Source organism: Lacticaseibacillus pantheris DSM 15945 = JCM 12539 = NBRC 106106 (assembly GCF_001311175.1).
In the GTDB taxonomy this organism is placed as follows: Bacteria; Bacillota; Bacilli; order Lactobacillales; family Lactobacillaceae; genus Lacticaseibacillus; species Lacticaseibacillus pantheris.
Genome location: NZ_BBAI01000043.1, coordinates 1 through 18,482, shown reverse-complemented (window position 1 = coordinate 18,482; position 18,482 = coordinate 1). Strand labels below are relative to the sequence as shown.

Here is an 18,482-nt window from a genome sequence, read left to right as displayed (position 1 = left end):
AGCTGCGGCTTTCGTGGGGCACTCCGCGGTAACCACAGCTAGGGCGAAGGCTCCAACCCGCCAAGTGCGGGCGGGTTTCCGCCGCGATTCCAAGCCCGTCCGGAAACCCACCGGCCGGTCTAGGAATTCGTCGCGCAGTACGTCGCCTGCGCTCTAGGCCTGGCTCTGCCAGCCCTTCGAGTTAACTCCCAGTAAGGTGCTAAAGCACCAACTGGAAGTAAACCTACTGCGTTGCACCCCGGCAGTGGTTACCGCTCCGACCCCACACGCCTCCGCTCACCGGATCGACCGACGCGGCCGCACGCTATTGTGGAAGTCACGGCGCAGCACGTAAGCCGCAACCCAAAATTACGCTCAGGGGTCCCGCCACATATCGATGGTATGGGGTTACCACTCCGTCTCCGCTCGCCAGCCCGACTGACGGGGACTCAGATTACCGTGATTATATTACTGCGAGTACACGACCACTCCGTTCCATACCTACTTGCGGGGTTCATCAACACATAGCGGTAGTACCGGATTATAACTTCTCTCTCAGGGCCTTCATCTCATCAAGGCCGGTCGATATAGCACAGTGTTGTTGTCGTATTTACGTCTGCGAGTGCGAATAAAGAGCCTCGCCCGCTGATCGGGATGGTTGGTGTTGTTTTCGCCAACTTGGATTGAGTTATAGCATTACATTGCTTTCATTGGGAAAATTGTTGTTATCAATAATTTGTGTATAAATTCGTTCGCACGTGTGGTTCTGGCCGGTGGGGGTGCCGTGGGGTGCGGAGACGACTGGACCCGGAACGGTGACCGCTGTTAGGGAACGCACGCAGTTAGCGCTTCAGCGCTTACTGCGTGCTTCTCGCAGGAATGGCGTAGCCAGTCCGAGAGCCTCATTTACAGGCGATGTACAGCGCGACGAACTTAGAGACTGACTGCCCGGGCTTGGCAGGCAGGCTCTAAGTCGCACCGGAAACCGCGGTTTTGCGGTTGGAGGTTTCGCCCTAGCAGCGGTCACCGTGGAGCGGTCCACCAAGTCGCAGTACACCACGGCACCGCCACCGGCCAGAACCGCCAACCGGAGCCACCGCACCAGTACAACCAGCCAATAGCAGCGGTCCACCAAGTCGTAGTACCCCGCAGCACCGCCACCAGCCAAAGCCGCCACTACGCCACAAAACTGTAGACGCGCAGCCAATAAAAGCGGTTGTTTTCCACAGCTGTTGCCTGTACAATGGAGGTAAGGACAAATGGGGAAGGGGCGATTAATTATGCGTGTATTCCGTACCTATTGGCGTCTGTGGATGGTACTCACAGTCGCACTGATTGCGGCGGTGGCCGAGTGGGGCCTTCACCTGCCTCACGTCGCGGTAATCGTAATCAACGTTGCCGGCCTAGCTTTGGCCGCACTGATGTTCTGGGATATGGTCCAGACTTTGCGTTCCGGGAAATTTGGTGTTGACCTCCTGGCCATCACGGCGTGGTGGCGACCGTGGTCGTCGGTGAGTACTGGGCGGCTTTGATTGTGCTACTGATGCTGACGGGTGGTGACGCGCTCGAAGACTACGCCGCCCACAAAGCCAACTCTGAACTCCGCGACCTTCTGGCTAACACGCCGACCATGGCGCACCGCCAGGAGGGAGGAAAACTCGTCGACGTTGCCGCCGATGCAGTCAAAGTGGGCGACACCGTGGTCGTTCGTCCCGGCGAAGTGGTGCCCGTTGATGGCCGCGTTGTCGATGGTGATTCTTTGGTCGATGAGGCCAACATTACGGGTGAATCGCGCCCGGTTGCCAAAAGTGTGGACGCCCCGCTCATGTCGGGGACGGTCAACGGCGATGCCGCTTTGACCGTGCAGGTGACCAAAACGGCCGCCGATAGCCAGTACCAGAGTATCGTGCGGTTAGTGCAAGACGCGGCCAGTCAGCAGGCTCCCTTTGTGCGCCTCGCCGACCGCTACGCCGTGCCGTTTACCCTCGTGGCCTACGTTATTGCGGGGGTGGCCTGGTTCCTCTCAGGTGATCCGGTGCGGTTTGCCGAAGTGCTCGTGGTGGCGTCCCCATGTCCGTTGATTCTGGCGGCGCCAATTGCGCTGGTGTCGGGGATGAGCCGCACCAGCCGCAACGGGATTATCGTTAAGTCCGGGGCAGCGCTGGAAAAGCTGGCCTCGGCCCGCACCGTTGCGTTTGATAAGACGGGGACGGTGACCCGTGGCGACCTGCGCGTTGTGGCCGTCGAACCGGCAGTTGACGATGTTGACGACGCAACTTTGCTGTCCTGGGCAGCCTCGGCGGAACAGCACTCGGGGCATATTCTTGCGCGGGCGTTGGTGACCGCCGCGGAAGGCCACGAATTGTCAGCGTCAACCGACGTCTCGGAGGCCACGGGGCACGGGGTGACGGCGACTGTGGAAGGCAAAGTCGTGGCGGTCGGGCAGGCCGGCTTTGCCCACGCGACCAACGTGAGCGACCAAACGGCCGTCTACGTGTCCGTGGATGGACGTTACGTGGGGCGCATACTGTTTGCTGACACCATTCGGGCCGAGACGCCAGCGACCATGAAGCGGTTGCACGCGCTCGGAATTCACAACCTCATGATGATTTCGGGTGACCGGCAGCAGACCGCCGACGCTGTAGCCGACCAGGCGGGCATTGATACGGTGTACGCTCAACAGTTGCCGGCCGACAAAATTGCGGTGCTGAAGCAGGTGTCCCGTGATCAACGGCCGGTGGTGATGGTCGGCGACGGGGTGAATGACGCGCCGTCGTTGGCGGTAGCTGATGTCGGCATTGCCATGGGGGCGCGGGGAGCGACGGCGGCGAGTGAGTCGGCTGACGTGGTGTTGCTCCACGACGATCTTAGTCAGGTTGCGTCTGGGGTGCTAATTGCGCGCGACACGATGGCGATTGCGCGGGAGGCGGTTCTGATTGGTATTGGTATTTGTACGGTGTTGATGCTGATTGCTAGTTTCGGCGTAATTCCAGCCATCATCGGTGCCTTGTTCCAGGAAGTGGTGGACACGGTGACGATATTGTACGCGCTGCGGGCACGGCACGGACGCAAAGGTGCGGATGAACGCTTGGCAGAACACCTGGCGTAATTACTGGTGGAAAGATAGTAAAGCGGGCGAACACTTTTTGATGGTGTTCGCCCGCTTTATATTGTGGTACAAATCAGTCTAACCGTAAATTCATCTTGAGACGACGTGTGTTCACCAATGATGAACAAAGTGGGGTAATAGCTGACAAAAACCGCATTTTTTTGTTCACAAATGGTTGCACTTTGCTGTGAATGAGGGCATAATATTAACGGTTGATGTGCGTGGGCTGCTGCTGAGCGCCGGCACACGCATGGGTGGGCATAAAACCTACATATAGAGTGCTGTTCGCGGTGTTGGCGCGGCGGTGCTCTTTTTTTTGCTGCGCGGAGAGTTGGCGCTTCAGCGCTTACTCTCCGCCACTCGGAGCACCCGCGCAGCGAGTGCGAGAGACTGTGGCATTGACTGGTTTGATAGCAGTCAGAACGAGAGGAGCAGAAGCTAACCACTTACTGCTTTAGCGCTTAGAGCCCGCCACGAGGTACGCAGACCCTTATCGCTTTAGCGATTAGGGAATGCTACTGGCGCAGCCAGCCGGTGCCAGCGCCGCCGAGAGACTGTAGCATTGACTGGTTTAACCGAAGCCAGGACGAGAGCCGCAGCCCGACCCAAGCTTTAGAACTTAACCTACAATATCCAAAACCAAGGCCCGCACAACTATACGCAAAGTTGTGTGGGCCTTGGTTTACACTCAGATAATCACTAGCCAGCGCCATTACCTATCCGGCCCAGTTATTTGGTTACAAACCCAGCAATAAGTGCGCCCACCAATGCCGAAATAACGGCTGCCCCGACCGTCAAGACAATTTCCAACCAACCAGAGAAACCGAAGTGCTCCAAGCCCATGTACGCCCCAAAGACGCCCACGAACGTGACGATGCTAATAATGGTAGAACGTTGCTGTCGTTGCGATTGCATGATTAGCCCCCTTCACTAAACTTTACATTCTGCATCCATTTGGTATTCGTAATTACAGTTCTACGTTTGGCGCCGGCGTTGTGGCAATTGCAGCCCACAGGACGGGGAACAACTTTGCAAAGCTGGCATGATCCTTCTGGGGGAGTTCCACGTTGCGGCGCACCGCCGCGAAGACGATGGTTACCAAAATATCCGCGGCGACTGGTCGGCACAGTCCCGCCGATTGGGCCTGCCGGATGAGATCCATGAGTGGTTCCGTGCGCGTGTTGCCGATGTGGGTGGTTGCCGGCGCGTCCGGGAGGCGCTTGATTTGTTCCAGCAACAGCATGTCCGTCGGCGCTGCGACCGACCAGTCATACAGTCCGCGTAGGTACGCTTGTAGCCGCGCCGCCATCGGTTTCGTCTCGTCGGCAATGAGCGGACCATCAATGTATTGCGCACCAGCGGCTTGGGCGCGGTCAAAGACGGCCGCGAGGAGTGCGTCGCGGTCCTTGAAGTATATGTAGATGTTCGACTGCGCGATACCTACCGCACGGGCCACGCGGGCAGTGGACAATGCTCCCGCCCCGTCTTGGGCGATCAGCTGAGCCGCACAGTCTAAAATTAGTTGCTTTTTGGCCGGATCTTTTTTTTCGCATACCGTAATTATCGCCCGGAGGATAGCCACACGTCAAGGTTGACAAAAGATAATACTATCTTTTATAATACGTACAACGTAAAAAGATAGCTCTATCCGTTTAAGGAGGAAATAACTGATGCAGATTACGGTTTTAGGTTCTTTAGGGCACATTGGGCAACACTTGGTACCGCGGTTAGTGCAGGACGGCCACAACGTGACGGTGGTCACTAGTAGTGAACGGCGTTTCCCCGCCATTCAGGCGTTAGGGGCAAAGCCGCTGGCGGGTGATATTGCGGATGCCACTTTTCTGACCACGGCATTTACCGGCGCGGACGCGGTGTTCACAATGTTGGCGGGCGGTGCGCTCAGTGATGATTTGATTGCGGCTGCTATCCAGCAGGCCAGCACTTTCCGAACGGCAATTGCGGCCGCCGGGGTGCACAACGTGGTGCAATTGAGCAGCGTGGGCGCGGATAAGGCCCAGAAGTCGGTCCTTTGCACACGTATGTACGTGGAGCGCGAGATGCGGCGACTGGCAGGAGTGAACTTAGCGTTCGTACGGCCAGTGGGGTTCTGGGATAACCTGTTGACATTTATTCCGCAGATTCGCAATCAGCACGCCATGGCGGCCAACATCCCGGGGAGCACGCGCCGCGCGTGGGCCGCACCAGAAGACATTGCGACGACGGTGGCCGACCTGTTGGAACGGACGCCGGTGGGTACGACGACGCGGTACGTGGTCAGCGATTTTGCAAGTGGTGACCAGGTTGTGGCCGCGTTGCGCGCGGCATTGCGTATGCCTGACCTACAGTACGTAGAGCTCACGGACGACCAGTATCGTGACGGCGCTCTGGCAGCAGGTGTGCCCGACGCGCTGGTGACTGGCATGGTCACCATGGGTCAGGGACAGCGGCAGGCGTACCGGTTTTACGCGGATTTGGACGCGCACATGCCAGAACTGGGGACGCATGGGCTGAGTACCTTCGTTCCGCGGTTCGTAGCGGCGTACAACGGCAAAGGTGATGCGGGCAACGCGGCTCCGTTTGCGGGCGGACACACGCGTTAGCTCCGGGTGGTGGCTCTGGCCGGGGGTGTGTCGCGGTGAACTGCAACTTTGTGGACTGCTCCACGGTGCCCGCTACAGTGGCTGGTCGAACTGACGTGGCGGTTCCGGTTGAGCGGCTGGTTCCCGCGACCGGGTACGTGCCTCACGCTCACGCCCGTACCGGGCTACCGCGAATTGCCGTAGCCCGAGCAAAACCCGCTCGGTCTCAACAAACCTTAGTCACGACACCCTAAGCCGCTTGCATCCGCTTTCAATCGGACGGCAGTTATGCTAATGTGGGGTCACGAGGTGATGACATTGACAGCAGCAACTGCCCGCCACCAGCGGGCGCTGGATATCATGAGCTTAGAACGGGTGACCAACGCGCGGACGTACCACCACTTGCGGACGAACAGCGGCCGTTATTTACGGCCACATAAAATCATTCGGACCGGCCGCCTGTGGCAAGCAACGCCCCACGACATGCAACAACTGACTGCTTTGGGTGTGGGTGCGGTGGTTGATTTTAGGCAACCGGATGAGGCCGCAAAGGCGCCCGACGTCCCACTTGCCGGGGCGGCACGAGTGGCGGCTCCGATGGTGGTGGGTGACCTCAAAGGTGAGGCGCACGCATTGCGGACATACATTCAACACCACGATGATGCTCCGGAGCACATCCGTTTGGGCTACGAGGCCATGGTGGCGGACCCCACCATGCAGGCGTCCATGCGTGAGTTCTTGGTGACGGCGACCGCCACACCTGGAGCGGTGATGTTCCACTGTTCGGCCGGGAAGGACCGGACGGGGATGGCCGCGGCTTTGCTACTCGGCGCGCTGGGCGTTCCGCGGTCGCTGATTACGCGTGACTACCTCTACTCCAACGTGGAACACGAGCCCAACATCAATCAGGCGTTGGTTGAGTTTCAGCAGTTGGGTGCCACCCACCAGATGTTAACGGACATGCGGGCCGTCACCGGTGTGCGTGTGGACTATTTGGACACCGCGTTGGACTGGGTTGATGCCCATTACGGCAATGTCCGTAACTATGTCGGCGAGCTACTAGGCAACGGCGAGGCCGGGTTGGCGGCGCTGGACCGGGCGTTTTTGGTTGACGACAACCATTAAGACTAAATACAAAGCGGCCTGAGTCACCGGACTACTCCGACGGCTCAGGCCGTATTTTGGTGTGTGTAGAGGTTAGTGGTACCTGTGCTTTAGTCCACTTCACTCTGCGCCGAAATATTATCCAACGAGTTGCTGAAAAACTGCATGCGTTCGGCGTACGATGGGTGGTCGTCGTGCGTGCGGATGGTATTTTGCAGGAGGCTGAGGTTATCGGTAATGATGCCGTCAACACCGATGAACATCATCTGTTCCATACTGTCGGCGTCGTTAACGGTCCAGGCCCACACTGCTTGGTGATCGTCGTGTGCGGCATCCACAAAGACGTCGTCCAGGGTCGTTTCTTCAAAGGTGTATGCGTTGGCGTCGGTCTTCGGGAAGACGAGCACGTACGGGAGAATGAAACTGGCGTACAAATGCGGTACCCGGCGACGCAGACCGGTGATGACACCGTAATTCAGTGAGTGTACACGGTCGTGATGGGCGATAATACGCTGTGCGTACCGGTCAATAAAGTTGGTCAACATGGCACGACTGTCGTTTTTAGTGGTCTTAATTTCGACAATGAGCTTTTGTCCTCGTTTTTCCGCTGCGTCCATGTACTGGTTTAGGCTGACCAGGTGTGCGTGGTGGCCGTTTTCGTGTACCACGACCCGTTGCAACTGTTTAAGTGTGAGCTGTTTTGGTGTTTTGTTGATGCCGGCTAGTTGCTTAAGGTTTTCGTCGTGTAACACGATAAACTGGTTATCCTTAGTTTCGTGAACGTCAATTTCGATGTAGTCGGGATGTTCTTTAGCGGTACGTTCCATCGCGGGCAAAGTGTTTTGGACGCCGTTACCGTTATCCACCCCGCGGTGCGAAATGGCCAGTGGCTGCGAATCCAAGGCCCCTTTGAGGTAAACCGCGTTGAACAAGATTAGTAGCGCCAGGGCCAACACGCCGGTCACGCTAATGCCGGTGTAGAACCAGCCGCCATGGTGCCGTTTGACGGTGGCCTTGGTGGTGCTGGACAACTGGTCGGGCTCAATCAAAAACAATAGGAGCGCGATACTGCCCATGGCGCCCAACACGACTTTGCCAATAATCATCAACGCCATCGTGATGATGGCGGCGACGTACGCGTATTTTTGGTCGTCAAACCAGTTTTGGAGGCCAATCAGCCTTCAGACCAAGCGTACGCGATGAGCCAGACGGTGATACCGAGCAAAGTCGCGCGGATGAAGAAGAACCACCAGCGTCCCCGGGTTTCGCGCCAACTTTGGCGGGCGGCTGCGCGCAGGTGCATCTCACCGAGAATGGCGTGGGGGAGGACCCGCAGCCAGCGGACGGCGAGGTACGTCATGACCAGGTAGATGCCGGCAACCGCGACGGCCAATGGTGGGCGTTCGAGCAGCCACGCGGTGATGAAGATCGGCACGCGCACCTTTGCCAGCAGGCTCGAACCAACGACCAGACCGGCGAGTGGGACGACGATGAGGCAGTAGGGGGCAAAGAAGACGAAGGAGGTCCAGCGCAGGTGCGCAAATCGCTCCAGACGGCGCGGGCGATCTGTCGCCAGCCATAGTTTTCGTGGTGGTGGATGTTGTTGACCCCAGTGAGCAGAACTGCAAACTGTAGGTAGACCAGTGCGAGCAGCAGGATGCCAATTGCGAGCAATGCGATGGACGTGAACGGATGATTGACTATTACGCTCGGAGCGTTGGTCAAAGTTAAGTACGGCACCCCGCCGGCCACAAGGACTGCGCGGGTGACCCACCGGAGCGCGGGGATGATTAATAAGCTGATTAAAATACCAACAACGCCGCTAAGTACCAGGTAACTAATCCAGTGAGCCCAGAATTCGCGGAGGACGGCCGCGATGTAACGCAAAGAACGCATTTGATTGTCTCTCCCATCATGTTTATCCCACCATTTTAGCATTGATAACTATGGTTATGATAGGCGGTGGGGTGAACCGACGTTTTGGGGTTGTCCGTGAACCCTAACTCTTGTATTCCGGCTTGACCTCTTCCCGCCAGATGGCCAGTAAGTCTTTCAGTTCCGCCCGCATGTTGAGTACGTCGTCGGTCTTTTCTTTAAACAGTACCGAGTACGCGAAGGCGTCGGCCCCCATGGCGTCCCAGTCGCGTTGTAGCTCCGTGTCACCATATTTATGGTTGTTCAGGTTGACTTGATAGTAATCCCAGCGGCCCTTGATGTTCGGTACCGCCGCGATGAACCGTTTATGGTTACGTGTGTTTTCAATCTGAATGACGCCGTAGTAGGTCGGCGCCATTTTGTACGCCTGCACGAGCGCCTTGCGTTCGTCTTTACTCATATTATTCATTGAAAATCCTCCAATACTGGGTGCCGTCTGTCGTGCGGCTGATGAAGCCAAAGTCGATCAGCTCCCGCGTTAAGTAATTGTAATCAGCCCATACTGCCCCTAGCAGCTGGTTGAAGTCGGTCCGAGTGTAGACGCGCCCGGATTCTAGTATTAAGCACACCCGGTAGCAAACGGCCAGCCGCTGTTTTTCACGTCGGGGGAGGGCTTCAAGTTGCAACTGACCCTTGTCCGTGGAGAAATACTTAGCGATGATCCGTTGGTACTCGGCCTGGGTGATACTGATGTCGCGGGTATACGGTGTTTGCGGTAAGCGGAGTAGGCTCGCATGTTCCGTGTCATCCCCAAAGGCCGACTGGAACTGGGCGAGGTAGAGGCGGGCCTGGTCTGCTTTGCTGCGGAAGGTGAAACGCTGGTGTCGCACCGTGCTGAGGCTGACGCTGAGGTTCGTGGCAATCTCGGCATCACTGTCGCCGCGCGCAAAGGCGGCCAGCAGGTCCCGTTGGCGTGCGGTGAGCGTGTTATTACGGTCAGAAGACGTCAGCAGCGCAGCGACCGGGCCACCGTGGATCTCCTCAAGGTGGCGAGCCATAACGTCCACGCTACGGGGGTGGGCAGCAACGGTGAACTTGCAGTAGTTACATAGTAGTTGGTCGTGGTTTTGGTGAAAACCACGTTGCCAGTCGGCGGTTGTGATCGTCGTATGCACTTAATCGTCTCCTTGTTGACGGATATCGTCAACAAAACTACCATTTGGGGTTGGCAAAGTCAAACAAACACTAATTTAATTTGAGCGTGGGGACGATTGCAGTGCTTAGATTGTCGCTCATTACGAACTAATTCCGCTCAATTTTGGCTCAGTAACGCAACGAATCCGTTAGTAAAAAAAAAGCAAACAGGGTCACGACCATTGGTCGTGACCCTGAAGTGTATTTATTTACTTGCGTGCTTGTAGTCCTCGTCGTAGAACTTTCCAGCTCGGATATCGTCGGGCATTCCTTCATACGGTTCCTCGTTGATAACGTCAGCGTTGTCCTGGCCGGCGTCACCAATATAGGTAATTTGGGCGAATTCCGGCACTACCAGCTTGGGGTAAGTCTCGTATTTTTCGCGGGATTCTTCCATCAGGTCGATGTGCTCGTTCTGGTAGGTCACCGTGATTTCTGGGTGGTCCTGCACCCACTTAGGGAAGAAGATCGTGCCGTTAATGCGGTGGTCATTTGGCATGAAGTCGAGGGCGACGTCAGTCCCGGTTGGCTCCGTCCAGGCAATCTTGTAGATACCGGGTACCAGCATCACAATGTTGGCCTCCTGGCCCGTAACCCAGCGGCCGGCGACCATGCCGCCATGAATGCGGTAGTCCACGGTGTGGTCGTTGCGCGCGTACCATTCGTATTCCCAACCGTTGTCATAAGTGTAGATAAAGTGTGTCCCGAGGAAGTCGTCGAGGGTGGCAAACTTCTTGGTCATATTGTTGTGTTCAGTCATCATGAGCTCCTTTGAATAAGTAATTTTGAACGTGTAATAGTTTACATGTTTTTAGCAACTTGATTAATATATACTGGTCCCAAAGGGAAGTCAAGCGGAGGGCTGACAAATGGCACAAAAGAACATTTTGCAGTACATCATCTTGGGACTATTAGACCAGGAACCACGGACGGGATATGAACTAACACAGGATTTTGCCCACGAAATTGGTGAGTTTTGGCAAGCACAGCACAGCCAAATATACCCGCTGTTGGCGCGGATGGAGGAGCAAGGGCTGATTACGCATTCCGTGGAGGTTGCTGGGACTAAGTTAGAAAAGAAGCGCTACAGCATTACCACGGAGGGTCGATCCGCTTTGTCATCTTGGGTGGGAGCCCCTACACCGACGATGGCGACGACCAAGGACGAATTTGTGCTGAAACTCTACTTTGTTCAACGTGCAGACGATGCGCGGTTACCGGGGATGATTCGCGAACAGATTGCGATTCACCAAGAGTGGCTTGACCACCTGGAGGCGCGCCGGCAACTCCTCTTTGGCGACGAAAATGTGCCTCAAGACCAGTTTGGGCACTACTTGATTCTGGATCACGCCCTGACGCGGGAGCAGCAATACCTCAGTTGGTTGGATCAACAATTAACACAACTACCGCATAATTAAACAATGTTATCAATTTGACTAATCATAAGTATATACAGCTGCCGCAAAATCGGCCTAGGCCGCGGCATAACCATCATTACGGCTAAGTTACAAATGGCACAATGCTATTGGATATATCCCCTGAAGGCGTTATTATAAAATTAACAATAACAAAAGGGGGCCACCACCATGAAAATATATGTTGATGTTGTCCGTGGTGACATTACAAAGAGTCGTAGTGACGCAATTGTCAATGCGGCCAATCCTTCGCTCCTCGGCGGTGGTGGCGTTGATGGTGCCATTCACCGTGCGGCTGGCCCCCGATTGCAGGAGGCATGTCGGCGACTGAATGGGTGTATGGTTGGTGACGCGAAGATTACGCCAGGCTTCAACCTGCGAGCATCGTACATCGTCCACACGGCCGGACCCGTCTGGCAGGGCGGCGGAAACGGCGAGAGTGAGTTGTTGGCCGATAGTTACCGTAACAGCCTGTTGGTAGCGGACGCGCACCGGTGCCGTACCGTGGACTTTCCGTCCATCAGCACGGGTGTGTACGGTTTCCCATTATTCAAAGCTGCGCCGATTGCCGTACGTACGCTGATGAGTACGATGCGTGAATGTGATTATGTTCGCCGCGTCCGGATCGTCGCCTTTGATGCGGACACGTACCAGACATTCGCGGCGGCCATTGCTGCCAACGCCGAGATGGCAGTTTAGTCGGGAGTATTATTGAGCCACAACCAGTCACGCTGGTTGTGGCTATTTGTTTGGGTGACAAGTCTAGCAATACGAGTGTTATTGAATTTACCATGATGTTACGGAGTTTTGTGACCGCATAGTATGGGGGGCTAATTCCGTGGTTAAAGGGTTTATGGCGGTCTTACTCGTGCAGTACAAATGCGGGTAGTGAGGGAAACGGCACGGGCTAAATTACCGTTTTATTAATATCAAATGTGAAAAAGGTGTTGACGTTCCTCACCGTTTTGCTATATGCTGGAGCCATCCTCAAGCACGAGGAAATTCTTCCACAGCGAAAGGGGCAACCACTCATGACTAAAATTAACGTCGTCATTATTCCGGTGATTATTAGCATTAACGTTGTCCCACACGCTGATGCAGTAATTGGATAATTGTTAGCGGCAGTTACATGGGACGCTGCCGTGAAGCTAACGGTTATCCTCCGGGGTTATTAACCCGGCGCAAAGGGTGCGACCAACACGCATCCGTGGAGGAATAGCCATGATGAACCAAAACGTTGAACGCTTAGAAGCAATCCAGATACCCGTAACCACGATGGGACCAACGGCGATTATTATGCCGATTGGGATCATTCGTTAGTTGCGGGTTTTATTGTCCCCGGGAATCCGCGGGACTAAATAACATGGACCAATGCTTTTAAGCCGACTCGACGTCTGATAACGTAACGGGGCCGGCGCTCTATACACTTAATTAGTGTATAGGCGTCGTTTTTTTATACCCACAAACACGACAACGCGGGGGATCTGAAGGAATTAATCGGACCGCGACACATATTGCAACGGGTAGCGCCACAACTTTGAAAGCGAGGAAAATAACATGACCACAACACTTTATAGCAACCTAGCACTCTTTGACGGCTTACACGATGGCTTCACCCCAGACAGTTGGTTCACGGTAGACGACGCGACGGGCAAAGTCGCAGCCACCGGGACCGGCGCCACTCCGGCAGCCGACCGCACGGTGGATTGCGCCGGTCAGTACGTTATGCCCGGCATGATGAACTGCCACGTCCATTTGGGGAGCAACGCGCACCAGCTCGCGGCGAGCGAGCGCAGCGAGACCGAAACCACTTTGCTCGCCCTACAAAACCTCTCCGACCTGGTCCATTCCGGCGTGACGTACGTGCGGAACCTGTCTTCCAACTACGACGTCGACGTTAAGTTACGTGACGCTCAGGCCGAGTACGGATTCCCGGCGCCGCACGTGGTTGCATCCGGCCGCGCAATGAGTGCAACGGGTGGCCATGGTGACAGCCCGCACCACACGGGTAACGAATCCTACCTGGTCGATTCGCCCGATGAGATGCGGCACGCGGTGCGCCAGGCGTTCAAGAATGGCGCGGATGTCATCAAGGTGATGGCGACTGGCGGAGTGATGTCGGTGGCCGACAGCCCGCTGGATGCAGAGTTCACGCAAGAGGAGTTGGCGGTAGCACCCGCGAAGCGCACGCCCGCCGACGCAAAGTCGCGGCACACGCACAGGGTACTGCGGGTATCCGGCTAGCATTGGAGGCCGGTGTAGATTCCGTCGAACACGGTATCTTTTTGGATGAGGATGAGGCCGAATTCATGAAGGCTCATCAGGTGTACTTGGTGCCGACGTTGAACGCGGTGCAGGGGATCGTTGATCACGGTGAGGGTAAGATTCCTGACTACATGGTGCGGAAGGCAAGCGACTTTGCCCAGGCGTTCTTTAAGAACATGAAATTGGCGGTGCAACGCGGAGTACCGTTTGCAACGGGTACTGATGCGGGGACGCCGTTCAACGACTTTGCGACCGGCTATTGGGATGAGCTGCACCTGCTGGTGAACAAAGTGGGGATGGCACCTCAGGACGTGCTGTACGCGGCTACGCGGAACTCGGCAGACCTGTTGGGGGTCAGCGAAGAGTACGGCGCACTGGCCGCGGGTAAGTACGCGGACTTCCTGGTGTTGAAGGCCAACCCGCTGGATGACGTGGACGCGGTGCGGCAGGCTGACAAGGGCGTTTATCTTGGTGGCAAGCGGGTATAAATGCCACATTTGATTGGGCTAACGGGCGCGTAAGTGACGTCCGCGTACATAACGTGACTACTGGGAGGCAATTATCATGAAGAATGCGAATCGTAATAAGCAAAGTTGGCCGGCAAGAGTCGGCGTGCTGGCAGCGACGGCGGCCTCGGTGCTGCTGTTAGCTGCCTGTGGAAGTAAAGCCAGCGCGGCCAGCACCAAGTCCATCACGGTGTCCATTCCGAGTCAGCTGGAGACTTTGGATCCCGCACAGGCTAGTGACACCTCCAGCGGTGAAGTTTTGAACAACGTTGAGGAGGGGCTGCTGACGGTTGGCAAGAACAACAAGAAGGAGCCGGGGATTGCTAAATCCTGGACTACATCTAAGGACGGCATGACGTACACCTTTACTTTGCGGCACAACGCGAAGTGGGCGGACGGCAAGCCGGTGACTGCCAACGACTTTGTCTACGCCTGGCAACGGAACGTAGATCCCAAAACCAAGGCGGTCAACGCCTACCGGTACTCCGGTATTGTGAATGCGGACGCCATCAATAGCGGCAAAAAGGCCGTATCGACGTTAGGCGTTAAGGCTGAGGGCGACTACAAGTTTGTTGTGCACTTGGAGCATCCGATGGCCACGTTCCTGACTTTGATGTCGAACGCCGAGTTTATGCCCGTGGAGAAGAGCGCGGTGACGAAGAACGGCAGTAAGTTTGGTACCAACGCAACGAAGACGAGCTACGACGGGCCGTACACGGTGAAGAGTTGGAACGGGACGAACGACTCGTGGACGCTGGTGAAGAACAAAAACTATTGGAACAAGCAGAACATTCATCTGGACAAAGTTACGTACCAGGTGGTGAAGACGACCTCAACGGGGTTGAACATGTTTGAGGCGGGTCAGTTGGACCAGACGGAGCTGTCTGGCAACGAGGTCAAGAACGAGAAGAACAACAAGGCGTTTAAGCAGGTGCTATCGGGTATTGGCACCTACGTGGTCACTAACGAGAAGGCTCCAAGCACGGATGCGCTGAAGAAGGCGTTCAACAACGTCTACATTCGGAAGGCGCTCTCGTTATCGATCGACCGGAAGACCTTTACGCAGGACACGCTGGCGGACGGATCGCAGGCATCGCTGGGCTTTGTCTCTCGGGACTTGGGGAAGAGTCCGACCGACGGCACCGACTTTGCAAAGGATGCGTACGTCAAGAACGACGACGCCAACAGTGGGGTGAGTTACAACCAGAAGCTGGCGCAGGAGTATTGGGATAAAGGGTTGAAGCAGTTGGGTATGACGGGGATGAGTTTTAACCTTACGGTGGACGAGGACGACCAGTGGGATTCGATTGCACAGTACCTCGACGAGACCTGGACGAAGAACTTGAAGGGCTTGAAGGTGACGGTAAAGAAGGTCCCCAAGGCGACGCGAGTGAAGGACCTACTGGGTAGCGACTTTGACGTCATCCTGACGAGTTGGAGCGCAGATTACGACCCGACGACGTTCTTGGACATGATGGTGACGGGTAACTCGTACAACTTTGGCGGTTGGAGCAATTCGGAGTATGACAGCCTGATGAATACGGCGAACACGACGGCCGACGCAAAGGCACGGTGGCAGGCGATGGTTAAGGCTGAGCAACTGCTGATGAAGGAGCAGGGCGTCATTCCGCTGTATCAGGACGCAACGAACTATCTACGGAACACGAAGTTGACGGGTGTGGTAGACAACGCGGCTGGTGGAAATCCGGGATGGAGAGGGGTGAACTTGAGGTAGAGGGTGGAGCAAGGCGCTTAGAAAGCAGAGCATAAGGCACTCAGACCGAAAGGCCCGGGTTTGGCCTTTTGGTTTGAGTGCCTTATGCGTCGCTTTCTGCCTTGCGCAACCCGTTTAGAGGGTGGAGCCCCGCGGTTAGAAACTGGAGCGTAACTTGCTACGGCGGTGAAGCCCGGGTTTGGCTTCATTGCCGTAGCGGGTTACGTGCAAGTTTCTGCGGGGGTGCAACCCGTTTCAATAAGAACGAGTACCGCGGGAGCGTAGTAGTATTTCCCGACCAGGTAGCGGTGAAGCACAATCCCTCTACCATAGCGGGTTTAAGCGCTCACTCCCGTAACTTTCACCAGCATAAATTCACGATCCATACAATACAAAAAAACGGAGGATACACCCATGCCAAACACACAAACCACCACGGAACGTGCTGCCGTTGAGCAGTTCGCCCGCGACTACTTTGATCACTTAGCACCATATGTCCGCCTGGAAAGCGTCTCCGCGCAGCATCGCGGAATTCAGGACACCGCGGACTGGTTGCAACAGACTTTTCGTGAACTCGGGGCGTCTTACGCCACGCAATGGAACGAACCGGGTGGGAATCCGGCCGTCTTTGCCCAATTCAAAGGTGCCAGTGACCACACCATCCTGTTTTATAACCATTATGATGTCCAGCCGCCCGAACCACTTGCGGAGTGGCACAGCGAACCGTTCGAGCCGACCTTCCTGGATGACGGGACCGTACGTGCCCGGGGGATTGGGGATGACAAGGGCGAGCTAATGTGTCGGTTGACGGCGGTTCGCTACCTCCAGGATCACGGCGGCTTGCCGTGTAACCTGAAGTTCGTAGTGGAGGGCGAGGAAGAAGTCGGCTCCGGCCACTTTGATGATTACGTTGCGCACCACGCTGATGACCTGGCGGCTGACGTTTGTGTTTGGGAAGGCGGCAGTAAGAACGAGCAGGAACACTTTACCGTCACCGGCGGGGTTAAGGGCATCCTGGCCTTTGACCTCAGCGTGCGGACTGCCGACGTGGACCTTCATTCTTCACTTGGCGCGTATGTGGATAACGCGGCGTGGCGGTTAATTGACGCCTTACATTCGCTACGAACGCCAGAGCGTCGACTGGCCGTTGATGGTTATTATGACTTAGTTGAAACGATGTCCGCTGGTACCCGGGCGGCGGTGGACCGCATGGACTTTGATGCGGACGGCCTGCGCGAACGCGCGGGGTTGCGGCAACCATTCTTACGCGACGACCCCAAACTTGCAAGCGTGAATGAGCCGTCTTTGACCGTCAACGGCTTTGAGTCCGGCTACACGGGCGACGGTGTAAAGACCGTCATTCCGCGGGAAGCGCACGCCAAGCTCGACTGTCGGCTGGCGCAAGGCCAGACCCCGCAGGCCTGCTTTGACCTCATCCGTGCGCAGCTCGACCGGAATGGTTTTCGCGACGTGGAGATGACCTTCCAACTGGGGGAGGACCCGTTCCGCTCCGATCTGGACGACCCGTACTTCGCGGCGGCGACCGATGTGGCCAAAGCTGTGTATGGGACCGATAACGTGCGTGTCGTACCCAACTCGGCCGGCGGCGGTCCGCAAGCGCCAGTAGCCGCGACTTTGGGCCTACCGATTGTGTCGGTTGGCTGCGGCTACTACGGCAGCGGGGCCCACGCGCCGAACGAGAGCCTGCGTGTACGCGACTATCAGCAGGGCGCCTGGTACATGGTGGAACTGATGCGCAGGATGGGTGCAAAGTAGGCACGACAATAAACAACAAGCCCACCGGCAAAGGGGTGCCGGTGGGCTTGCTGTTTCTATATTCTGTTGGGTATGTGCAACGGCGGGTGACCGACCGCCATTACTAGTTGTAGCTAAGCTCCGCAGATGTTGACACCCAAAGCCTGCATCTGCTGACGTAGTTCCTCTGTATCTAGATCTTGTGGTACGTAGCGGGCGACGGTGACGTTACCATCGATAATGCCACTATCATCCCGTAATACTAGGCAGCGTTCTTGTAATCAAGCGCCAGGCCGTTACCCAGATAGGTGCTCTCTTCGTCGCCGGTGGTTAACGCAAGGTTGGCGTTATTGTCCATCCCGATAGCGTAGTCGGCGTCGTCATCGTTCCGGAGTACTAGCTGAAAGCTACTCCCGATTGTACAGGTACCGCCGACCATCGAGTACTTACTGGACCCGTCGTCGAGAGCGAGAAACACGTTGTCCGTGTCCTGAATCTTATTGCGCAGGTAATCCTGTGCTGCTGGCTTAATGTTTATCCGCATCCTATCATCCTCCTTTGCGTGAGGGATCAGTTGGTTGCTTTCAAACTACACGTACATTATATACTAACCAAAAGTAAGCAGTCAACTTATCGAATGATAGGTTCAGTGGTGCAAAGTTGCGCCGGTAAACGCGGCTTTACGTTGTGGTTGTGTTAGAATAGATGCCGTTAGTAAGGTGTCTGTAGCTGAGACGCTACGTTCGCGTAGTAGAAGGGGTAAGACAATATGACTGAATCCACTGACATCAAAATTACGTTGCCCGCCGACGTGCTGGAGCAACTAACTAAGGAAACGCAAACCACGGGTGAGAGCAACTCGGACGTGGTGGCCCAGGCGCTCAAGGAGTACCTGTACACACAGAAACAGCAGCGCGAGTTCATCTTTGAGGATGACTGCAACGACTAAGTTAATTGAATAAGATGGAGGGTCACTCGCGATGAGGC

The 18,482-nt window shown here is 56.0% G+C and carries 15 protein-coding genes and 3 pseudogenes; 10 read left to right on the top strand and 8 right to left on the bottom strand.

Features of this window, described 5'->3' with window-relative positions:
• Positions 1–1,259: 1,259 nt before the first annotated feature.
• Positions 1,260–3,088, top strand: a pseudogene (locus JCM12539_RS10815) (heavy metal translocating P-type ATPase).
• Positions 3,089–3,817: 729 nt separating this feature from the next.
• Here JCM12539_RS10815 and JCM12539_RS10810 read toward each other — a convergent pair.
• Entirely contained in the window at positions 3,818–4,003 is a 186-nt protein-coding gene (locus JCM12539_RS10810) for a hypothetical protein (protein WP_054651417.1), read from the bottom strand.
• A 52-nt stretch (positions 4,004–4,055) separates the two neighbouring features.
• Positions 4,056–4,670, bottom strand: a complete 615-nt coding sequence (locus JCM12539_RS10805; protein WP_082405501.1) for a TetR/AcrR family transcriptional regulator — start codon at positions 4,668–4,670, stop codon at positions 4,056–4,058.
• A gap of 88 nt (positions 4,671–4,758) precedes the next feature.
• Here JCM12539_RS10805 and JCM12539_RS10800 point away from each other — a divergent pair, with 88 nt between their 5' ends.
• Together JCM12539_RS10800 and JCM12539_RS10795 are read left to right on the top strand one after the other, a co-directional pair.
• Entirely contained in the window at positions 4,759–5,688 is a 930-nt protein-coding gene (locus JCM12539_RS10800) for an SDR family oxidoreductase (RefSeq protein ID WP_054651413.1), read from the top strand.
• A 297-nt stretch (positions 5,689–5,985) separates the two neighbouring features.
• A complete protein-coding gene (locus JCM12539_RS10795) occupies positions 5,986–6,792 on the top strand; it encodes a tyrosine-protein phosphatase (RefSeq protein WP_056957081.1) in 807 nt (268 codons plus the stop codon).
• A gap of 89 nt (positions 6,793–6,881) precedes the next feature.
• On the opposite strand, the gene JCM12539_RS10790 is transcribed toward JCM12539_RS10795, so the two are convergent.
• The 5 genes and pseudogenes from JCM12539_RS10790 to JCM12539_RS10770 all read right to left on the bottom strand — a co-directional run bounded on the left by JCM12539_RS10790 (position 6,882) and on the right by JCM12539_RS10770 (position 10,582).
• Complete coding sequence (locus tag JCM12539_RS10790) at positions 6,882–7,877, bottom strand: glycerophosphodiester phosphodiesterase (protein ID WP_054651409.1); 996 nt, start codon at positions 7,875–7,877, stop codon at positions 6,882–6,884.
• Between the two features lie 68 nt (positions 7,878–7,945).
• Positions 7,946–8,667, bottom strand: a pseudogene (locus JCM12539_RS12880) (glycerophosphoryl diester phosphodiesterase membrane domain-containing protein).
• A 103-nt stretch (positions 8,668–8,770) separates the two neighbouring features.
• Complete coding sequence (locus JCM12539_RS10780) at positions 8,771–9,115, bottom strand: GIY-YIG nuclease family protein (RefSeq protein ID WP_225350359.1); 345 nt, start codon at positions 9,113–9,115, stop codon at positions 8,771–8,773.
• The gene (locus tag JCM12539_RS10775) at positions 9,108–9,821 is read right to left on the bottom strand and encodes a DUF2087 domain-containing protein (protein ID WP_054651405.1); all 714 of its coding nucleotides are present in this window, start codon (positions 9,819–9,821) and stop codon (positions 9,108–9,110) included. Before JCM12539_RS10775 ends, JCM12539_RS10780 begins: the two co-directional genes overlap by 8 nt.
• A 224-nt stretch (positions 9,822–10,045) precedes the next feature.
• On the bottom strand, positions 10,046–10,582 hold the full coding sequence (locus JCM12539_RS10770; protein ID WP_054651419.1) for a phenolic acid decarboxylase: 537 nt from the start codon (positions 10,580–10,582) through the stop codon (positions 10,046–10,048).
• A 127-nt stretch (positions 10,583–10,709) separates the two neighbouring features.
• Between JCM12539_RS10770 and JCM12539_RS10765 the strand changes: the two genes are divergently transcribed.
• The 6 genes from JCM12539_RS10765 (at position 10,710) to JCM12539_RS10740 (ending at position 17,516) form a co-directional block, all read left to right on the top strand.
• Positions 10,710–11,258, top strand: a complete 549-nt coding sequence (locus JCM12539_RS10765) for a PadR family transcriptional regulator (protein ID WP_054651403.1) — start codon at positions 10,710–10,712, stop codon at positions 11,256–11,258.
• Positions 11,259–11,426: 168 nt separating this feature from the next.
• Positions 11,427–11,954 carry an O-acetyl-ADP-ribose deacetylase gene (locus JCM12539_RS10760; protein ID WP_054651401.1) on the top strand — a complete coding sequence of 176 codons (528 nt, stop codon included), beginning with the start codon at positions 11,427–11,429 and terminating at the stop codon, positions 11,952–11,954.
• A gap of 858 nt (positions 11,955–12,812) precedes the next feature.
• Complete coding sequence (locus JCM12539_RS14885; RefSeq protein WP_054651399.1) at positions 12,813–13,499, top strand: amidohydrolase family protein; 687 nt, start codon at positions 12,813–12,815, stop codon at positions 13,497–13,499.
• Positions 13,490–14,008, top strand: coding sequence for an amidohydrolase family protein (locus JCM12539_RS14880; protein WP_263849797.1), 519 nt, complete (start codon positions 13,490–13,492; stop codon positions 14,006–14,008). Before JCM12539_RS14885 ends, JCM12539_RS14880 begins: the two co-directional genes overlap by 10 nt.
• Positions 14,009–14,084: 76 nt before the next feature.
• Positions 14,085–15,761: a peptide ABC transporter substrate-binding protein gene (locus JCM12539_RS10745; RefSeq protein ID WP_054651394.1), complete on the top strand. Its 1,677-nt coding sequence runs from the start codon at positions 14,085–14,087 to the stop codon at positions 15,759–15,761.
• 393 nt (positions 15,762–16,154) lie between these two features.
• On the top strand, positions 16,155–17,516 hold the full coding sequence (locus JCM12539_RS10740; protein WP_054651392.1) for a M20/M25/M40 family metallo-hydrolase: 1,362 nt from the start codon (positions 16,155–16,157) through the stop codon (positions 17,514–17,516).
• 113 nt (positions 17,517–17,629) lie between these two features.
• Here JCM12539_RS10740 and JCM12539_RS10735 read toward each other — a convergent pair.
• Positions 17,630–18,039, bottom strand: a pseudogene (locus JCM12539_RS10735) (iron-sulfur cluster biosynthesis family protein).
• Positions 18,040–18,264: 225 nt separating this feature from the next.
• Between JCM12539_RS10735 and JCM12539_RS10730 the strand changes: the two are divergent.
• Positions 18,265–18,444 (top strand): ribbon-helix-helix domain-containing protein, encoded by a 180-nt coding sequence (locus tag JCM12539_RS10730; RefSeq protein ID WP_054651390.1) that lies wholly within the window; start codon positions 18,265–18,267, stop codon positions 18,442–18,444.
• The last annotated feature ends 38 nt before the right edge of the window (positions 18,445–18,482 follow it).